Source organism: Burkholderia sp. ABCPW 11 (genome assembly GCF_001523445.1).
GTDB lineage: Bacteria > Pseudomonadota > Gammaproteobacteria > Burkholderiales > Burkholderiaceae > Burkholderia.
Map to the genome: position 1 here is coordinate 1 of NZ_LOVM01000067.1, position 16,857 is coordinate 16,857.

General features: G+C 67.5%; 12 protein-coding genes. 6 read left to right on the forward strand and 6 right to left on the reverse strand.

From position 1 onward, the window contains the following. Positions 1 to 855: YadA family autotransporter adhesin (locus WS61_RS23770; RefSeq protein ID WP_179949701.1), on the forward strand; the 855-nt coding region annotated here is incomplete at its 5' end. A 115-nt stretch (positions 856 to 970) separates the two neighbouring features. Further along, the gene (locus WS61_RS23775) at positions 971 to 1,633 is read left to right on the forward strand and encodes an OmpA family protein (protein WP_059504055.1); all 663 of its coding nucleotides are present in this window, start codon (positions 971 to 973) and stop codon (positions 1,631 to 1,633) included. 199 nt (positions 1,634 to 1,832) lie between these two features. On the opposite strand, the gene WS61_RS23785 is transcribed toward WS61_RS23775, so the two are convergent. Continuing rightward, positions 1,833 to 2,021, reverse strand: coding sequence for a hypothetical protein (locus WS61_RS23785; RefSeq protein ID WP_059504075.1), 189 nt, complete (start codon positions 2,019 to 2,021; stop codon positions 1,833 to 1,835). A gap of 197 nt (positions 2,022 to 2,218) precedes the next feature. On the opposite strand from WS61_RS23785, the gene WS61_RS23790 reads away from it, so the two are divergent. Continuing rightward, positions 2,219 to 2,434: a DUF3820 family protein gene (locus tag WS61_RS23790; protein WP_059504060.1), complete on the forward strand. Its 216-nt coding sequence runs from the start codon at positions 2,219 to 2,221 to the stop codon at positions 2,432 to 2,434. Between the two features lie 219 nt (positions 2,435 to 2,653). After that, positions 2,654 to 8,560 (forward strand): excinuclease ABC subunit UvrA, encoded by a 5,907-nt coding sequence (uvrA, locus tag WS61_RS23795; RefSeq protein WP_059504062.1) that lies wholly within the window; start codon positions 2,654 to 2,656, stop codon positions 8,558 to 8,560. Positions 8,561 to 8,648: 88 nt separating this feature from the next. Here uvrA and WS61_RS23800 read toward each other — a convergent pair whose 3' ends face one another. From WS61_RS23800 to WS61_RS23810, 3 genes are all read right to left on the reverse strand, one after another. Further along, positions 8,649 to 9,590 (reverse strand): amino acid ABC transporter substrate-binding protein, encoded by a 942-nt coding sequence (locus tag WS61_RS23800; protein ID WP_059504064.1) that lies wholly within the window; start codon positions 9,588 to 9,590, stop codon positions 8,649 to 8,651. Between the two features lie 13 nt (positions 9,591 to 9,603). Then, on the reverse strand, positions 9,604 to 10,911 hold the full coding sequence (locus tag WS61_RS23805; protein WP_059504066.1) for a dicarboxylate/amino acid:cation symporter: 1,308 nt from the start codon (positions 10,909 to 10,911) through the stop codon (positions 9,604 to 9,606). A 244-nt stretch (positions 10,912 to 11,155) separates the two neighbouring features. Beyond that, on the reverse strand, positions 11,156 to 12,073 hold the full coding sequence (locus tag WS61_RS23810) for a LysR family transcriptional regulator (RefSeq protein ID WP_059504068.1): 918 nt from the start codon (positions 12,071 to 12,073) through the stop codon (positions 11,156 to 11,158). 175 nt (positions 12,074 to 12,248) lie between these two features. On the opposite strand from WS61_RS23810, the gene gltP reads away from it, so the two are divergent. Next, positions 12,249 to 13,577 (forward strand): glutamate/aspartate:proton symporter GltP, encoded by a 1,329-nt coding sequence (gltP, locus tag WS61_RS23815; protein WP_059504070.1) that lies wholly within the window; start codon positions 12,249 to 12,251, stop codon positions 13,575 to 13,577. A gap of 65 nt (positions 13,578 to 13,642) precedes the next feature. Next, on the forward strand, positions 13,643 to 14,902 hold the full coding sequence (locus tag WS61_RS23820) for an aminotransferase class V-fold PLP-dependent enzyme (RefSeq protein WP_059504077.1): 1,260 nt from the start codon (positions 13,643 to 13,645) through the stop codon (positions 14,900 to 14,902). Between the two features lie 256 nt (positions 14,903 to 15,158). Here WS61_RS23820 and WS61_RS23825 read toward each other — a convergent pair whose 3' ends face one another. Together WS61_RS23825 and WS61_RS36105 are read right to left on the reverse strand one after the other, a co-directional pair. Beyond that, the gene (locus WS61_RS23825) at positions 15,159 to 15,980 is read right to left on the reverse strand and encodes an OmpA family protein (protein WP_059504072.1); all 822 of its coding nucleotides are present in this window, start codon (positions 15,978 to 15,980) and stop codon (positions 15,159 to 15,161) included. A 16-nt stretch (positions 15,981 to 15,996) separates the two neighbouring features. After that, positions 15,997 to 16,857 (reverse strand): YadA-like family protein (locus WS61_RS36105; protein WP_179949702.1); only part of this gene is annotated, 861 nt, incomplete at its 5' end.

Genomic DNA, 16,857 nt, shown 5'->3' on the forward strand with positions numbered 1-16,857 from the left:
GGTTCGCTGACCACGGTCGGCGCGCTGACGAACTACGTCGCGTACGGGCTGAGCAGCCCGCAGTCGTCGGCCGGCGAAGTGAACGTCGGCAATCGCCAGATCACGGGGCTTGCGGCCGGCAAGAACGGCACCGACGCGGTGAACGTGTCGCAGCTCGATTCGGTCGCGAACCAGTTGACGACGCTGATCGACCAGCGCACGACCAATCTCGGCGGTTCGTACACGTCGAACCCGTCCGGCGGCAACGTGCCGCCGGGGGCGAGCGGCCCGAATTCGTCGGCGGGCGGTTCGGGATCGGTGGCATCGGGCTCGAACAGCACGGCGGTCGGCAACAGTTCGCTCGCATCGGGCAACGGCTCCACCGCGATCGGCGTGGGTTCGACGGCATCGGGCAACAACTCGACCGCACTCGGCACGGGCAGCAACGACGGCGGACGCTCGAACGTGGTCGCGGTCGGCTCGGCCGATTCGGCGCGCCAGGTCGTGAACGTCGCGGCCGGCACGCAGGGCACCGACGCCGTGAACGTGAACCAGTTGAATGCGGTATCGAACCAGTTCACGCAGTCGCTGAACACGGTCAACAACCAGCTCACGCAGATGCAGCAGCAGATCCAGCAGACCGATTCGATGGCCCGCGAGGGGATCGCCGCGACCGCCGCGATGGCGTCGATCCCGCACATGGACCGCGATTCGAACTTCGCGATGGGGGTCGGCACGGCGACGTTCCAGGGCCAGAAGGCCATGGCGGTCGGCATGCAGGCGCGCATCACGGAGAACCTGAAGGCGACGCTGAACGGCGGTTTCGCCGGCAGCCAGCGCGTCGTCGGCGCGGGCATGCTGTATCAGTGGAAGTGATCGCGCGCAGCGGTTCGTTCCGGCACACGGTGCCGGGGCGGGCCGCGCCGAACGCAAACGCATGCGCGTGCGGCCGCGCCGCACGCTGCGCCCATCGCATTCTCGGAGTAATCAAGTGAAAAACATCCATCTTGCACTGCTGGCGTCCGTCGTTTCCCTCGCGGCCTGTTCGAGTGCGTCGGGGCCGACGTACAACGCGTACGAACTGCAGTCGCGCAACGGCATCCGAACGTTCCAGGTCGACTGCCACGGCATCCTGTCGACCGCGAAGACCTGCATGAAGGTCGCGACACGCATGTGCGGCAACGAGCCCGTGCGCCTCGTCGACACCACCACGCCGTACCGCGACGGCGCCGATCCGCATTCGATCGTGTTCCAGTGCGGCGCGGCGCCCGCACCGGCCGCCGCGGCCGTTGCGCCGGCGCCCGCGCCGGTCGAGAAGGTGAGCCTGACCGGCGATGCGTATTTCGCGACCGACTCGGCCGCGCTGACGCCCGCGGCCACCGCCGCGCTCGACACGCTGCTGAACCAGCAGGCCGACCGGCATTTCTCCCGCGTGGAAGTGGACGGCTATACCGACGCGACCGGTTCGGATGCGCACAATCAGGCGCTGTCGAAGCGCCGGGCGGATGCCGTCGCCGCATACCTGCGCGAGCACGGGCTGAAGGCGGATTCGTTTGCCGCGGCCGGTCATGGGGAAGCCAATCCGGCGGCATCGAACGATACCGCCGAAGGGCGCGCGCGCAATCGTCGCGTGGAAATCTCGCTGCAGAAGTAGGATGCCGCGACCGGGTTGCCGCAAGCGCGGCCGTCGAAGCAGGACGGCTTGCTTGCGGCGATGATGCTCGACGCGGACGACGGCGGCGGGAAAGGGCCGTCGCGGCGTGCGCATGCGGTCCGTCGCATGAACGCCGTCGCCCCACGGCGACGTGCGTCCGGCCTGCGAATCGTTATCCGCACGGGCCGTGAATCGACGCTCAGTGCCTGATCATGCAGACGGCCACGATTTCGTATCCCGGGTCGGCATGCGCGCTTGCGGCTTTCTCCGCTTCGTCGTACGAACTAAAGGATGCGGCATCCTCGATGGCCGGCGCCATGCCGATATCGCCGTCCTCGGCGGTGCACAGGAACTGCTCGCCGGTCTTCACGACGTAGGTGGACATCATGATTCCCTCCATGGTGTGCAGGGGGAAGTTCCAGTCTAGCAGGCGGGAAGGAAGTCGGCGGCAGACGCGAGTCCCGGCCGTCAATCGGGGCCGGTTCGTCGATTCGGCCGGCCGCGAAGGGCCGGATTCGCGGCCGTGGGCCGGCGTGGAGCGGCGCGCGCGCGGCGGGAGAGCGCAAAGCCGTGCACAATACGCGCATGCATGCCCCCGATCTCGAGCGCCTCGTCGCCGTCACCATGCCCTTCGGAAAATACAAGGGCCGACTCATCGCCGACCTGCCCGGACCTTACCTCAACTGGCTGGCTCGCGAAGGGTTCCCGCGCGGCGAACTCGGCCGACAGCTCGCGCTCATGCACGAGATCGACCATAACGGCTTGCGGCACCTGCTGGAGCCGCTGCGCAAACCCGCGTAGCACGGCGTCGCGCCCGGGCGGTCGCCCGATTCGCTGACGGCGAGGCGTTTTCGCGCCTTCGCCCGTTCATGGAAAACTGTATGAATATACAGTATAGTATCCGTCGAACCGGGCCGCGCGCAGGCATCCCTCGTCGCGGCCCGCGCCGCGCCTGCGGGCATCCGCCGCAGCGTTCCGGCACCGTGAACTCTGGCTAACTCATTCAGACGGGCAGGCAAATTGTCATCCAGCAATCTGATCCGCATTCGCGGAGCACGTCAGCACAACCTCAAGAATCTCGATCTCGACCTGCGCACCGGCGAAATGACGGTCGTGACCGGCCCGTCGGGCTCCGGCAAGTCGAGTCTCGTGTTCGACACGCTGTACGCGGAGGGCCAGCGGCGCTACGTCGAAACCTTCAGCGCATACGCGCGCCAGTTCCTCGACCGGATGGATCGCCCGCAGGTCGAGCGCGTCGACGGCGTGCCGCCCGCGATCGCGATCGACCAGACCAACCCGGTTCGCAGCTCGCGATCGACCGTCGGCACGATGACCGAGCTGAACGATCACCTGAAGCTGCTGTACGCGCGCGCGGCCGAGCTGTTCGACCGCAAGACCGCGCGGCAGGTGCGGCACGATACGCCGGAGACGATCTACGCGGAACTCGTCGCGCGCACGCGGGCGGACGATCCGCGCGTCGTCGTCACGTTCCCGGTCGAATTGCCGGAAGCGGTGTCCGACGAGGAAATCGCGCAGTGGCTGTCGGCGAGCGGCTACACGCGCGTGCAGGCGCAGCGCGAAATCGCGTCGCCCACCGGGGCGCGCAAGGTGCTCGACGTGGTGGCCGACCGTTTCCGCGTGCAGCAGGCCGACAAGGTGCGGGTGGTCGAGGCGATCGAGGCGTCGCTCAAGCGCGGCGGTGGCCGCGTGAACGTGTACGTGCTGGCGCCGGAGGCTGAAAACGCGGTCGCCGAGCCGCAGGTGTGGCGCTTCTCCACCGGGTTGCACGATCCCGACAGCGACCTGCGCTACGCGGAGCCGCAAGCGGCGCTGTTCTCGTTCAACTCGGCGTACGGCGCGTGCGAAACCTGTCGCGGCTTCGGCCGCGTGATCGGTGTCGATCTCGGCCTCGTGATCCCCGATGCGCGCAAGACGCTGCGCGGCGGCGCGATCAAGCCGATGCAGACGCCCGCGTGGAAAGAGTGTCAGGACGACCTGATGCGCTACGCGGCGAAGGCCGGCATCCGGCGCGACGTGCCGTGGTCCGAGCTGACGGATGCCGAGCGCGACTGGGTCGTCGACGGCTCGCCGGACTGGAACGGCAAGTGGCAGAGCCAGTGGTACGGCGTGAAGCGCTTCTTCGGCTACCTCGAATCGAAGGCGTACAAGATGCACATCCGCGTGCTGCTGTCGAAATACCGCAGCTACACGCCGTGCGACGTGTGCGGCGGCGCGCGCCTGAAGACGGAATCGCTGCAATGGCGGCTCGGCTCGAAAGAGAATGCCGACGGCGTGCTCGCGCCGGCCGATCGCTTCATGCCGCGCGGCGTCGACTGGAGCCGCGCGCAGCTCGAGGCGCTGCCGGGCCTGACCGTGCACGACCTGATGCTGCTGCCGATCGAGCGCATCCGGCGCTTCTTCGACGAAATCGTGCTGCCGAGCGCGCTGCTCGACGATGCATTGAAGCTGCTGCTCGCCGAGGTGCGCACGCGGCTGAAATACCTGTGCGACGTCGGGCTCGGTTACCTGACGCTCGACCGGCAGAGCCGCACGCTCTCGGGCGGCGAGGTGCAGCGGATCAACCTGACGACGGCGCTCGGCACGTCGCTCACGAAAACCCTGTTCGTGCTCGACGAGCCGAGCATCGGGCTGCATCCGCGCGATCTCACGCGGATCGTCGAGGCGATGCAGCGGCTGCGCGACGCGGGCAACACGCTGGTCGTGGTCGAGCACGATCCGTCGGTGATGCTCGCGGCCGATCGACTGATCGACATGGGCCCCGGCCCGGGCGAACGCGGCGGCACGATCGTGTACGACGGCACGCCGGGCGACATCCGTTCGGCGCACACGCTGACGGGCGAGTATCTCGGCGGCCGCAAGCAGGTCGCGCATGCGTCGAACTGGGCGCGCCGTCCGGTCGATGCGAGCACGCCGCGCATCGTGCTCGAAGGCGCGACCGAGCACAACCTGCGCGACGTCACGGTCGAGATTCCGCTGCAGCGGCTCGTGTGCGTGACGGGCGTATCCGGCTCCGGCAAATCCACGCTGCTGCAGGACGTGCTGTATCCGGCGATGGCGCGGCACCACGGCAAGGCGACCGAGTCGCCGGGCGCGTTCCGCAGCCTGACGGGTGCCGACCAGGTCGGCGACGTCGTGTTCGTCGACCAGTCGCCGATCGGCAAGACCACGCGTTCGAACCCGGCGAGCTACGTCGGCGCGTTCGACGAAATCCGCAAGCTGTTCGCGAAGGCGCCGCTCGCGCTGCAGCGCGGCTACGGCGCCGGCACGTTCAGCTTCAACTCGGGCGACGGCCGTTGCCCGACCTGCGGCGGCTCGGGCTTCGAACACATCGAAATGCAGTTCCTGAGCGACGTCTACCTGCGTTGCCCGGACTGCGACGGCAGCCGCTACCGCGCCGAGATTCTCGAAGTGCGCATCGAGCGCGCGGGCCGCGCGCTGAACGTCGCCGATGTACTCGACCTGACCGTCAGCGAAGCCGCCGCGTTCTTCGCGACCGACGCCGAGGTGCTGCGCGTGCTGCAGCCGATCGTCGACGTCGGCCTCGAATACGTGAAGCTCGGCCAGCCGGTGCCGACGCTGTCGGGCGGCGAGGCGCAGCGCCTGAAGCTCGCCGGCTTCCTCGCCGAGTCGGCGGCGGCAGCCAACGGCCGCCGGGTCGCGACGGAAGAGGCGCGCATCGCGCGCGCGAAGCTGTTCATGTTCGACGAGCCGACCACCGGGCTGCACTTCGACGACATCGCGAAGCTGATGCAGGCGTTCGGCAAGCTGCTCGCAGCCGGCCATTCGCTGATCGTGATCGAGCACAATCTCGACGTGATCCGCGCGGCCGACTGGCTGATCGATCTCGGCCCGGAAGGCGGCGATGGCGGCGGCTTCGTGCTGTGCGCGGGCACGCCCGACGACGTGAAGGCCTGCGCCGGATCGCATACCGGCGTGGCGCTGCTGCAGTACGACCGCGCGATGGACGGCGCAGCGGCGGTTGCCGACGAAGGCGTGCCGCTGCAGGCCGTGCTGAACGCGGCGCGCGCGCGCCGTGCGGTCGAGGGCGAGGACGTCGTGCGGATCGTCAACGCGCGCGAGCACAATCTGAAGTCGCTCGACGTCGACATCCCGCATGGCAAGTTCAACGTGATCACCGGCGTGTCGGGGTCCGGCAAGTCGACGCTCGCGTTCGACATCCTGTTCCACGAAGGCCAGCGCCGCTATCTCGAATCGCTGAACGCGTATGCGCGCTCGATCGTGCAGCCGGCCGGTCGCCCCGAGGTCGACGCGGTGTACGGCATTCCGCCGACCGTCGCGATCGAGCAGCGGCTGTCGCGCGGCGGGCGCAAGAGCACGGTCGCGACCACGTCCGAGGTGTGGCATTTCCTGCGGCTGCTGTATGTGAAGCTCGGCCTGCAGCACTGCATCCACGACGGCACGCCGGTCACGTCGCAATCCGTCGAATCGATCGCCGCGCAACTGCTGCGCGATCATCGCGGCGAACACGTCGGGCTGCTCGCGCCGCTCGTGGTCAACCGCAAGGGCGTGTACACGGATCTCGCGAAGTGGGCGAAGGCGCGCGGCAGCACGCATCTGCGCGTCGACGGCGAGTTCGTCACGGTCGATCCGTGGCCGAAACTCGACCGCTTCCGCGAGCACACGATCGAATTGCCGGTTGCCGATATCGTCGTGTCGCCGGACAACGAAGCCGAGTTGCGGCGCAGGCTCGACGAGACGCTCGAGCTCGGCAAGGGCGTGATGCACCTGCTCGCGCCGCTCGACGGGCTGCACGATGCGATGCGCAACGATCATTCGACCGCCGGGGTCGGCGCGGTCAAGGTACTGTCGGTCAAGCGCGCGTGCCCGGTGTGCGGCACGAGCTATCCGGAGCTCGACCCGCGGATGTTCTCGTACAACAGCAAACACGGCTGGTGCACGACCTGCGTCGGTACCGGCGTCACGCTCACGCGCGAACAGCGCGCCGCGTACGACGACACGGTGCTCGCCGAGGACGGCCGCGGCCGCGAACAGACGCTGCCGTCGGACGAGCAGGAGCCGGAGGGCGTCGGCAACGAGCCGTGCCCGGATTGCGGCGGTACGCGGCTGAACCCGGTCGCGCGCGCGGTCACGTTCGATGCACATCCGATCGTCGAGGTCGCGCAATGGACGGTGTCGGACACGCGCCGCTGGATCGACGCGCTGGAACTCGCCGGACGCGACGCGCAGATCGCGCGCGACATCGTCAGCGAGATCGGCAGCCGCCTTGCGTTTCTCGAGGAAGTCGGGCTCGGCTACCTGAGCCTCGACCGCGCGGCACCGAGCCTGTCGGGCGGCGAAGCGCAGCGTATCCGGCTGGCCGCGCAACTCGGCAGCAACCTGCAGGGCGTCTGCTACGTGCTCGACGAGCCGACGATCGGCCTGCATCCGCGCGACAACCAGATCCTGCTGGACGCACTGCGCAAGCTCGGCGACAAGGGCAATACGCTGGTCGTCGTCGAGCATGACGAGGACACGATCCGCCGTGCCGATCACATCATCGACGTCGGCCCGGGCGCCGGCAAGCGCGGCGGCACGCTGGTCGCGCAAGGCGCGGTCGCCGATCTCGCCGCGCAGGCCGATTCGGTGACGGGGCGGCTGCTCGCGCAGCCGATGCTGCACCCGCTGCAGCCGCGCCGCAGCGTGAGCCTGCCGGGCAAGAAGGGCGGGGCGGCGGTGCCGGAAGCGTGGCTGACCGTGCATGGCGCCAGGTTGCACAACCTGCGCGACGTCACGGTCGGCATTCCGCTCGCGCGGCTCGTCGCGGTGACGGGCGTCAGCGGGTCGGGCAAGTCGACGCTCGCGCGCGACGTGCTGATGACGAACCTGCTCGACGCGGTCGGCCGCTCGGTGCTGTCGTCGCCGGCCACGCGGCGGGCGCGCAAGGCGGCACAGCAGGACGCGCCGGCCGCCGAGCGCCGCTCGAGCGTGCTCGCGCGCAGCGCGCCGCGGCCGTCGCTGAACGTCACGCATGCGTGGCAGGGCTGCGAGTCGCTGAGCGGCTGGGAGCAGATCGATCGCGTGCTCGAAGTCGATCAGACGCCGATCGGCAAGACGCCGCGCTCGTGCCCGGCCACCTACATCGGCGTGTGGGACACGATCCGCAAGCTGTTCGCCGATACGCTCGAAGCGCGCGCACGCGGCTATACGGCGTCGCGTTTCTCGTTCAATACCGGCGACGGGCGCTGCCCCGCATGCGAAGGGCAAGGCGTGCGCACGATCGGCATGAGTTTCCTGCCCGACGTGAAGGTGCCGTGCGACGTGTGCCACGGGCAGCGCTTCAATCCGGAAACGCTCGCCGTCACGTGGCGCGGCCGGAACATCGGCGACGTGCTGACGATGGAGATCGACGAAGCGGTGGAGTTTTTCGCGCCGATCTCGAACATCGCGCATCCGCTGCAGTTGATGAAGGACGTCGGGCTCGGCTATCTGACGCTCGGCCAGCCGTCGCCGACCCTGTCCGGTGGCGAAGCGCAGCGCATCAAGCTCGTCACCGAGCTGACGAAGGTGCGCGACGACATCACGCGACGCGGCCAGAAGGCGCCGCACACGCTGTACGTGCTCGACGAACCGACGGTCGGCCTGCACATGGCGGACGTCGCGAAGCTGATTCGCGTGCTGCACCGGTTGGTGGATGCGGGGCATAGCGTCGTCGTGATCGAGCATGACCTCGACGTGATCGCGGAAGCCGACTGGATCATCGATCTCGGGCCGGAAGGCGGGGTGGGCGGCGGCACGATCGTCGCGGCGGCGCCGCCGGAAGCGCTCGTGCAGGTGAAGGCAAGCCATACCGGGCAGGCGCTGAAGCCGGTGCTGGCGCGAACCGTCACCGAAGGCGCCACCGAAGGCGCCGAAGCGGAACGGCAAGGCGCGGCGCGGGTCGGCTGAGCGCGTTGCATCCGGCGAGCGGCCCCGGTGCCTGGCGAGGCATCGGGGCCGTTCTTGTTTCGTCATGCGTCGCTCATGTCGACGCCGCTCAATTCCCGTTGACGCCGATCGTCTCGATGATGGTTTCCAGTTGCGGGCTCATCGGCAGGTTGAGACTCAAGCCCGACGGAAGCGGACGCAGGAACCAGCGCTTGTACTGGCGCGCGATCTCGCCGTCGGCGGCCAGCTCCTGGAACGTGCTTTTCACGAGCTGGGCGAGCTGCGGATCGTCCTTGCGAAACATGATTCCGTACGGGTCGTAGGACAGGAAGTCGCCCACCACGTCGTACTGGCCGCCCTTGTTCGCGTTCTCGGCGATCAGCCCGTACAGCAGCACGTCGTCCGTCGCGAACGCATCGGCGCTGCCGTTCGCGACGAGCGCGAAGCCTTGCGCATGGTCCGGCACCACCTGTAGCTGGATCCCGAGCCTGAACCGCTCGTTCAGGTCGCGCAGCGCCTTCTCGTTGGTCGTACCGGCCGTCACCGCGACCTTCTTTCCCGCGAGATCGCGGAACGAGCGGACCGGCGCGCCTCGTTTCACCATCACCTTCGTGCCGGCCACGAAGATGATCGGCGAGAACGCCACGCGCTTCTGGCGCTCGAGGTTGCTGGTCGTGGAGCCGCATTCCAGATCGACCTTCCCGCTGACCACCGCGTCGATGCGGTTGTCGGACGTGACCGGCACCCAGCGAATTGTCAGGTTCCGGTTGACCGCATCCTCGATCGACGACACGAGCGCCTTGCACAGCTCGATCGAATAGCCGATCGGCTGGTTGCGCGCGTTCAGGTACGAGAACGGTATCGACGCGTCGCGATAGCCGAGCGCGATCGTGCCGCTGCCGCGCACCTTCGCGAGCGTGCCGGTCAGTTGGGCCGGCGCGACCGGCTCGACGCGCGGCGGCGTCGACGGCGCATCTTCCGCGCGCGCGGTCGCGCCCGTGGCGAGCAGGCCCGCGAGCGCGAGCGCACGCCAGAATCGCTGCATCTTCATCGCCGGGCCTCCGTCAGACTTCCGTCGGATGTGCGATCGTCGCTTCCTGTTCCGCTTCGATGCGCGCCGCGTTGGCTTCGGCGTCCGCTTCCGACAGGAGCTGGCCTTCCCATTTCGCGACCACCGCGCTGGCGATCGAGTTGCCCACCGCGTTCGTAGCCGAGCGGCCCATGTCGAGGAACGTGTCGACGCCGAGAATCAGCAGCAGCCCGGCCTCCGGAAGCCCGAACTGGTGCAGCGTGGCCGCGATCACGACGAGCGATGCGCGCGGCACGCCGGCCATCCCCTTCGACGTCAGCATCAGAACCAGCAGCATCGTGATTTGCGTGCCGAGCGACAGGTGCTGGTTGTACGCCTGCGCGATGAACAGCGACGCGAACGTGCAGTACATCATCGACCCGTCGAGGTTGAACGAATAGCCCATCGGCATCACGAAGCTCGAGATCTTGCGGCGCACGCCGAAACGGTCGAGCGCGTCGAGGATCTTCGGATACGCGGCTTCGGAGCTGGCGGTCGCGAACGACAGCATGAACGCTTCCTTGATCAGCACGAGCAGCTTGAACACGCGACGGCCGAGGAACAGGAACCCCGCACAGACGAGCAATGCCCAGAGCAGGAACAGGCTGATGTAGAAGTCGCCCATGAACACCGCGAACTTCAGCAGTACCGACAGCCCGTTGACCGCGACGGTGGCGGCCATCGCGGCCATCACCGCGAGCGGCGCGAGCTTCATCACGTAGCCGGTGATCTTGAGCATCACGTGCGACAGCTGGTCGATCGCGGCGATCAGGATCTTGCCGCGCTCGCCGAGTGCGGCGAGCGCGACGCCGAAGAACATCGAGAACACGACGATCTGCAGGATTTCGTTGTTCGCCATCGCCTCGGCGATCGATCTCGGCACCATGTGGCCGACGAAATCCTTCAGCGTGAACTTGGACGTCGCGAGGTTCGCGGATGCGCCGATGTCCGGCAGCGGCAGGCCGAGGTTCTCGCCGGGCCGCAGCAGGTTCGCCATCAGCAACCCGAGCAGCAGCGAGATCAGCGACGCGGTGACGAACCAGCCGATCGATTTCGCGAACACGCGCCCGACCGACGCCGCGTCGCCCATGTGCGCGATGCCCACGACCAGCGTGGAGAAGACGAGCGGCCCGATCACCATCTTGATCAGCCGCAGGAACACGTCGGACACGAGCGAGATGTAGCCGGCGATTTCGGCGGCGGCTTTCCTGTCCGGAAAGCTCGTGAAGATCATGTAGCCGATCACGATGCCTGCCGCCATCGCGATCAGGATCCAGACGGCTGCAGCATTCTTTTTTCGCATCGTGAGCCTCCCATGCAGCGGTTTCGCAATCGGGGATGGGAGGACGATACAGGACCAGAATCGCGATGAACAGTGCAACCGGCTCCGGGTTTGCGCTAGCGTCGGATATGTCCGGGTGGGCGACGGCGATTGCGCCGGTGGCGCTTCGTGCCTGCGGCAGCGGGCGCCACCGGATACGGATTGATGCGGCGCAGCAGATCGCCGGTTCCGCCGGAGGGCGGTGGGCAGCGCCGCGCCATTCGCCCTAGTCGTGCGCCCGCGGATCCAGCAGGCTCGTGTTGAAATCGCACGACTGCGCGGCGAGCCGGACGATCTCGGCGATCAACGAATGGGCGCGTTCGGCGCGATGCAGCGCGACGTAGCGAACCGGCGGCAGCGCCGGCTGCGTGCGCACGATCTCCAGCGCGTCGCAAGCGACGAGGTGCGCGACGCATGCCTTCGGCAGATAGCTGATTCCGAGCCCCGACAGCGTCAGGCCGATCTGCGCGAGCAGGCTGTTGCTCGACAGCACGCGCTGGGTCGCGACGCCGTGTTCCTGCAGAAAGCGCGTGTACAGGTGCCCGGTGCCCGACAGGTTTCCCTGCAGGATCAGCGGAAACCGCGCGAGGTCCGTCAACGACAGGGCGGCCCGGGACGTCGGCACGAATCCGGCTGCGCACATCCACGCGTTGTCGACCTCGCCGACCGCCGTCGCCGTGAACGCGTCCGTCGCATGAATCTGCGGGACCACGATCAGATCGATCGTGTCGGCCGCGAGCCGATCGCGCAGCGTCGCGGTCAGGTCCACCTCGGCCTCCACGTGCACGCGCGGATACGCGGCCTGGATCGCCGCGATCAAGCGCGGCAGCCACGTCAGCGCGGTCAGTTCGGTCACGCCGATCCGGACATGCCGTACCAGCGCTTCCCTCGAGCTCATCCGCTCGACCACGCGGTCGCGCTGTTCGAGCAACGCCTTCGCGTGCTCGAACAGCTCCGCGCCTTTGTCGGTGAGCCGCGCGCTGCGATGCGCGCGATCGAACACGGTCAGGTCGAACGTGCGTTCGAGTTCCTGGATCCGCTTCGATACGGCCGACTGCGTCGTGTTCAGGCGCGTCGCCGCGGCGTCGAACGAGCCGAGCTGCACGATCCAGTACAGCGCTTCCATCTGCTTGAACGTCAGCATCGCGAGTCACTCGATAGATGAAGAAAAGCGATATGTTCTCATGTCAAAAAATCGCTTTTTTTACATATTTCGGCTGTTTAAGGTGCTCCCGTGGCGTCGCCGGGCGCGTGCGTTCACCAGAAAACGCGCCGCATCGCACCCATCGTTCAATCGACCCCTCATTCCTGGAGACTGCATGGACACCGTCATCGATTCCCCGCCCGCCGCCGGCGCCGCCCGCAAGCCGCGCGTCGGTCTTGCGTGGCAGATCGTCATCGGCCTCGTCATCGGCATCGCGACCGGGCTCGTGCTGAACCGGTTTCCTCAATTGCGCGACGCCGCCGTGTCCGGGTTGCTGCAGCCGGCCGGCGACATCTTCATCAAGCTGGTGCGGATGATCGTCGTGCCGATCGTGTTCACGAGCATGGTGATCGGCATCGCCGGCGTGGGCGACGGCAAGTCGCTCGGCCGTCTCGGCATCAAGACGCTGCTCTATTTCGAAGCGATCACGACGATCGCGATCGTGCTCGGGCTCGTGATCGGCAACGTGTTGCAGCCCGGCGTCGGCACCGACATGTCGCAACTCGGGCACACCGACATTTCCCGTTACCAGCAGACCACGCAACAGGTGCAGCAGGCGCACCACGGGCTGATGGCGCTGGTGCTCGGCATCATCCCGGACAACATCGTCGCGTCGATGGCGAAGGGCGACCTGCTGCCGGTGATCTTTTTCTCGCTGCTGTTCGGGCTTGGGCTGCAGTCGGTGCCGGAAGAGCATCGCAAGCCGGTGCTCGCGATGCTCAAGGGCGTCGCCGACGCGATGTTCAAGGTGACGAACATGGTGATGCGCTATGCGCCGGTCGGCGTGTGCGCGCTGATCGCGGTGACCGTCGCGAGCTTCGGCTTCGGATCGCTGCTGCCGCTGCTGAAGCTGGTCGCCGTCACTTACTTCGCCATCCTGCTGTTCGCGATCGCCGTGCTCGGCGTGACCGCGCGGCTGTTCGGGTTCCGCATCCTCACGCTGCTGCACGTGATCAAGGACGAACTGATCATCGCGTTCTCGACCTGCAGCTCGGCGACGGTGCTGCCGCAACTGATGAGGAAGATGGAGGACTACGGCGTGCCGAAGAGCATCACGACGTTCGTGGTGCCGACCGGCTACACGTTCAATCTGGACGGCGCATCGATCTATCTCGGCATCGGCACGCTGTTCGTCGCGCAGCTCTACGGCGTGCACCTCGGCTGGCAGCAGCAGGTGCTGCTGACGCTGACCATGGTCGTCACGTCGAAGGGCGCGGCCGGTGTGCCGGGCTTCATGTTCGTGATCATGCTCGCGACGCTCGCGAGCGCGGGGCTGCCGCTCGAAGGGCTCGCGTTCATTGCCGGCGTCGACCGGATCATGGACATGGGCCGCACCGCGCTGAACGTCGTCGGCAACGCGCTCGCGCCGCTCGTCATCGCGAAATGGGAAGGCCGGTACGACGCGGAAAAGGGCCGCGCGTACGTCGAATCGCTGCGCGGCTGAATGCCGCCATGAACGCCGCCATGCACACATCGCACAACATTCCGAAGCAAACAGGAGCATCGAAGATGAGCAGTTCCCGTGGAGCATTTTTTCCCGACGCGTTGATGGAGCAGATCAAGTCGCGCTTTCATCACGTCGATCGCGACATCGACGGCCGCGAGCGGCTGTTCTTCGACAACGCGGGCGGGTCGTTCCGGTTGAAGGCCGCGGTCGACGCGTACGCGCGGATCGATGCGCTGCCCGATTGCCCGGAGCGCATCCACGCGCGCGCACTCGATCTGCAGGCGATCCAGTCGCGCGGCGAGGACGACGTTCGCACGATCCTGAACGCGCAGGGCGGCAGCGTGTATGCGTCGCTGACTGCATCGGGTGCGATGTTCGACATGGTGCGCGCGATCATGGAAAACGTGCCGGGCACCAATGCGGTGACGACCGTGCTCGAGCATCCGTCGTCCTACGATGCGATGACGTATTACGCGGAACGCACCGGCAAGACGCTGCGCATCGCGCCGAGCAATCCGGAGACCGGCGGCGTGGACGTCGATGCGATCGTGTCGCTCGTCGATGCGGATACCGCGCTGCTCAGCGTGATGGCGGCGTCGAACATTTCCGGCGCGAAATTCGACATCGAGACGATCGTCGCGCGTGCGCGCGCGAAGAAGCCCGACTTGTTCATCGTCGTCGACGCGGTCCAGCATGCGCCACACGGGATCATCGATCTGCAGCGCACGCCGGTCGACGGGATCAACTTCGCCCCGTACAAGTTTTTCGGATGCCGCGGCTCGGGCATGTCGTGGCTGTCGCCGCGTGCGGCGGCATTGCCGCATCACCGGCTCGCCGCGAAGGAGACTGGCGTATGGGAACTCGGCAGCCCGGCGCCCGCGCAGTTTGCGGTCGTATCGGCGATCGTCGATTACGTGGCCTGGATCGGCCGGTATTTCATCGATTCGGATGACCGGCGCACGCTGTTCGTCGAGGGCATGCACCGGATCGAGCTGCATGAGCGGGCGCTGCTCGCCGCATTGCTCGACGGTTTGCGTGCGATCGACGGCGTCGACGTCTACTGGGATCATGACGATCTGACGCAGCGCGACCTGATCGTCGGGATCGGCTTCGCGCATCTCGAACCGACGCAGGCGGTGCGGGAATACGAGAAGCGCGGTGTGATCGTGTATGAGCGCGTCGCATCGAGCCTGTATTCGGGCCGGATGCTGAAATCGTTCGGGCTCGCCGGCGCGGTGCGGATCTCGCCGCTCCATTGTCATGCGCCGGACGATATCGCGCGATTCCTGGCGATAACCGCAGCGCTCGCGGCGCACCGCTGATCGACGACACGGCCCGGATCGTCCGGGGCGTGTCGCGTTCGTGCCGTCACACCGGCCACGCAACCGGTTGCGGCTACGGGAAGCGGGCCGATCGGCCCGTGTCGTTACATGCCGAGCGGGTCGTTGTGCTCGCCGCGCCGGCCGCTAGCGCCGTGGAGCCGGCGAGCGCGCATGACTCGTCGCCCGGCGCACCCGACGACCGTCGGCTACGTCACATCGCACAATCGGCGCAGCCGCGGCCCCGCGCAGCACGAACTCAGTGCTGCCCGTACACGGTAATGGTCACCCGTCGGTCTTTCTGCAGGCACGCGATGACGGCCGGCGTTTCGCCGGGCGGACAACGCGAGACCGGTTGCGACGATCCGGCACCGTCAACCCGAATGCGCGCGGCGTCGAACCCGTGCGTCACCAGGTAGCGTTTCACGGTCTCTGCCCGCGCCAGCGACAGTGCGCGATTGCTTTCTTCCGAGCCGATGCGATCGGTGTGGCCGACCACGTCGATGTTCGTCGCGCCGGCTTCGTCGCGGATTTTCGCAATCGCGGCGTCGAGCTCCGCGCGACCGCCCGGGAGCATCGAATCGAGGCTCGACTGCGCGAACGGAAACAGTGCCTCCCCCTGGATCGTGTACTGCTCGAGAGGGGCCGGCCGGGCGGCGGCTGCCGCTGGCGCCGTGTCCCGGACGAAGTCCGCGCACTGCGGATCGCGCCAGTACGTCGCGCTCACGCGCATGTTCTTGTCGAACTGCACCTGGTACTGGCAGGACACCACCTGGTCGCCGCGCCGGAAGTCGAACAGGTAGTTCCACACGTGGTTGCCCACGAACCATTCGTGAAAGTGCGGCGGCCCGATCAGATCGTAGAGCTGATCCTTGTTGAGGCCCGTACTGACGTTGCGCAGGTTCGCGACGTTCACGAACGTGCCGCCCGCAGGCGACGCGGACGCCGCGTCCGGAAAGCGGGGCGGCGTGTGGGGCACCGCACATCCCGTCATGGCGACGGCAGTCGCGACGCACGCTGCGAGCAGCACAGCCTGTTGAGTTTTCATGGTTCGCTTGTTGTTCCGTTTCATGTTTCGCATCGAATCGCCCGTCCGCTTACCACTGATAGCCGGCGCCGACCACGGCGCCGTACGTGCCGCGCGTGTTGGTCGACACGGCCGCCTTGTAGATCCAGTGGTTGTTCTCCGAAATGGTCGAGATGCCGAGCGCCTGCCCCGACTGGCCGCGGTACACGCTGCCCGCGATCGCGACCATGCTCTTGCCCGGGCCGGACGGCTGCGGCAGACCGGCCACGGCCATCGCCGTCGCCGTGCCGCCGTCCGCGTCGCGGCGATAGCTGTCGAGGCTGTCGCGCAGGCTCGCCACCTGGCCGTCCGTGTAGCTGTTCGCTTGCGACAACGCGCTGCCTACGCTCGCATTCAACTGGTTCACGTTCACCGCGTCGGTGCCTTGCGTGCCGGCCGCGACGTTCACGACTTGTCGCGCCGAATCCGCCGAGCCGACCGCGACCACGTTCGAGCGCCCGCCGTCGTTGCTGCCCGTGCCGAGCGCGGTCGAATTGTTGCCCGATGCCGTCGAACCCACGCCGATCGCGGTGGAGCCGTTGCCCGTCGCCGTCGAGTTGTTGCCGACCGCCGTGCTGTTCGAGCCCGATGCCACCGATCCCGAACCGCCCGCCGACGAATTCGGGCCGCTCGCCCCTGGCGGCACGTTGCCGCCGGTCGGATTCGACGTGTACGAACCACCGAGGTTGGTCGTGCGCTGGTCGATCAGCGTCGTCAACTGGTTCGCGACCGAATCGAGCTGCGACACGTTCACCGCGTCCGTGCCGTTCTTGCCGGCCGCGAGCCCGGTGATCTGGCGGTTGCCGACGTTCACCTCGCCGGCCGACGACTGCGGGCTGCTCAGCCCGTACGCGACGTAGTTCGTCAGCGCGCCGACCGTGGTCAGCGAACC

Coding starts and splice junctions, on each gene's coding strand:
- WS61_RS23810 (WP_059504068.1), bottom strand. CDS start 12,073: ATGCTGACGTTCAAGCAGATGGAAGCGCTGTACTGGATCGTGCAGCTC.
- WS61_RS23790 (WP_059504060.1), top strand. CDS start 2,219: ATGCATGCCCCCGATCTCGAGCGCCTCGTCGCCGTCACCATGCCCTTC.
- WS61_RS23785 (WP_059504075.1), bottom strand. CDS start 2,021: ATGATGTCCACCTACGTCGTGAAGACCGGCGAGCAGTTCCTGTGCACC.
- WS61_RS23800 (WP_059504064.1), bottom strand. CDS start 9,590: ATGAAGATGCAGCGATTCTGGCGTGCGCTCGCGCTCGCGGGCCTGCTC.
- WS61_RS23820 (WP_059504077.1), top strand. CDS start 13,643: ATGAGCAGTTCCCGTGGAGCATTTTTTCCCGACGCGTTGATGGAGCAG.
- WS61_RS23825 (WP_059504072.1), bottom strand. CDS start 15,980: ATGCGAAACATGAAACGGAACAACAAGCGAACCATGAAAACTCAACAG.
- WS61_RS23805 (WP_059504066.1), bottom strand. CDS start 10,911: ATGCGAAAAAAGAATGCTGCAGCCGTCTGGATCCTGATCGCGATGGCG.
- gltP (WP_059504070.1), top strand. CDS start 12,249: ATGGACACCGTCATCGATTCCCCGCCCGCCGCCGGCGCCGCCCGCAAG.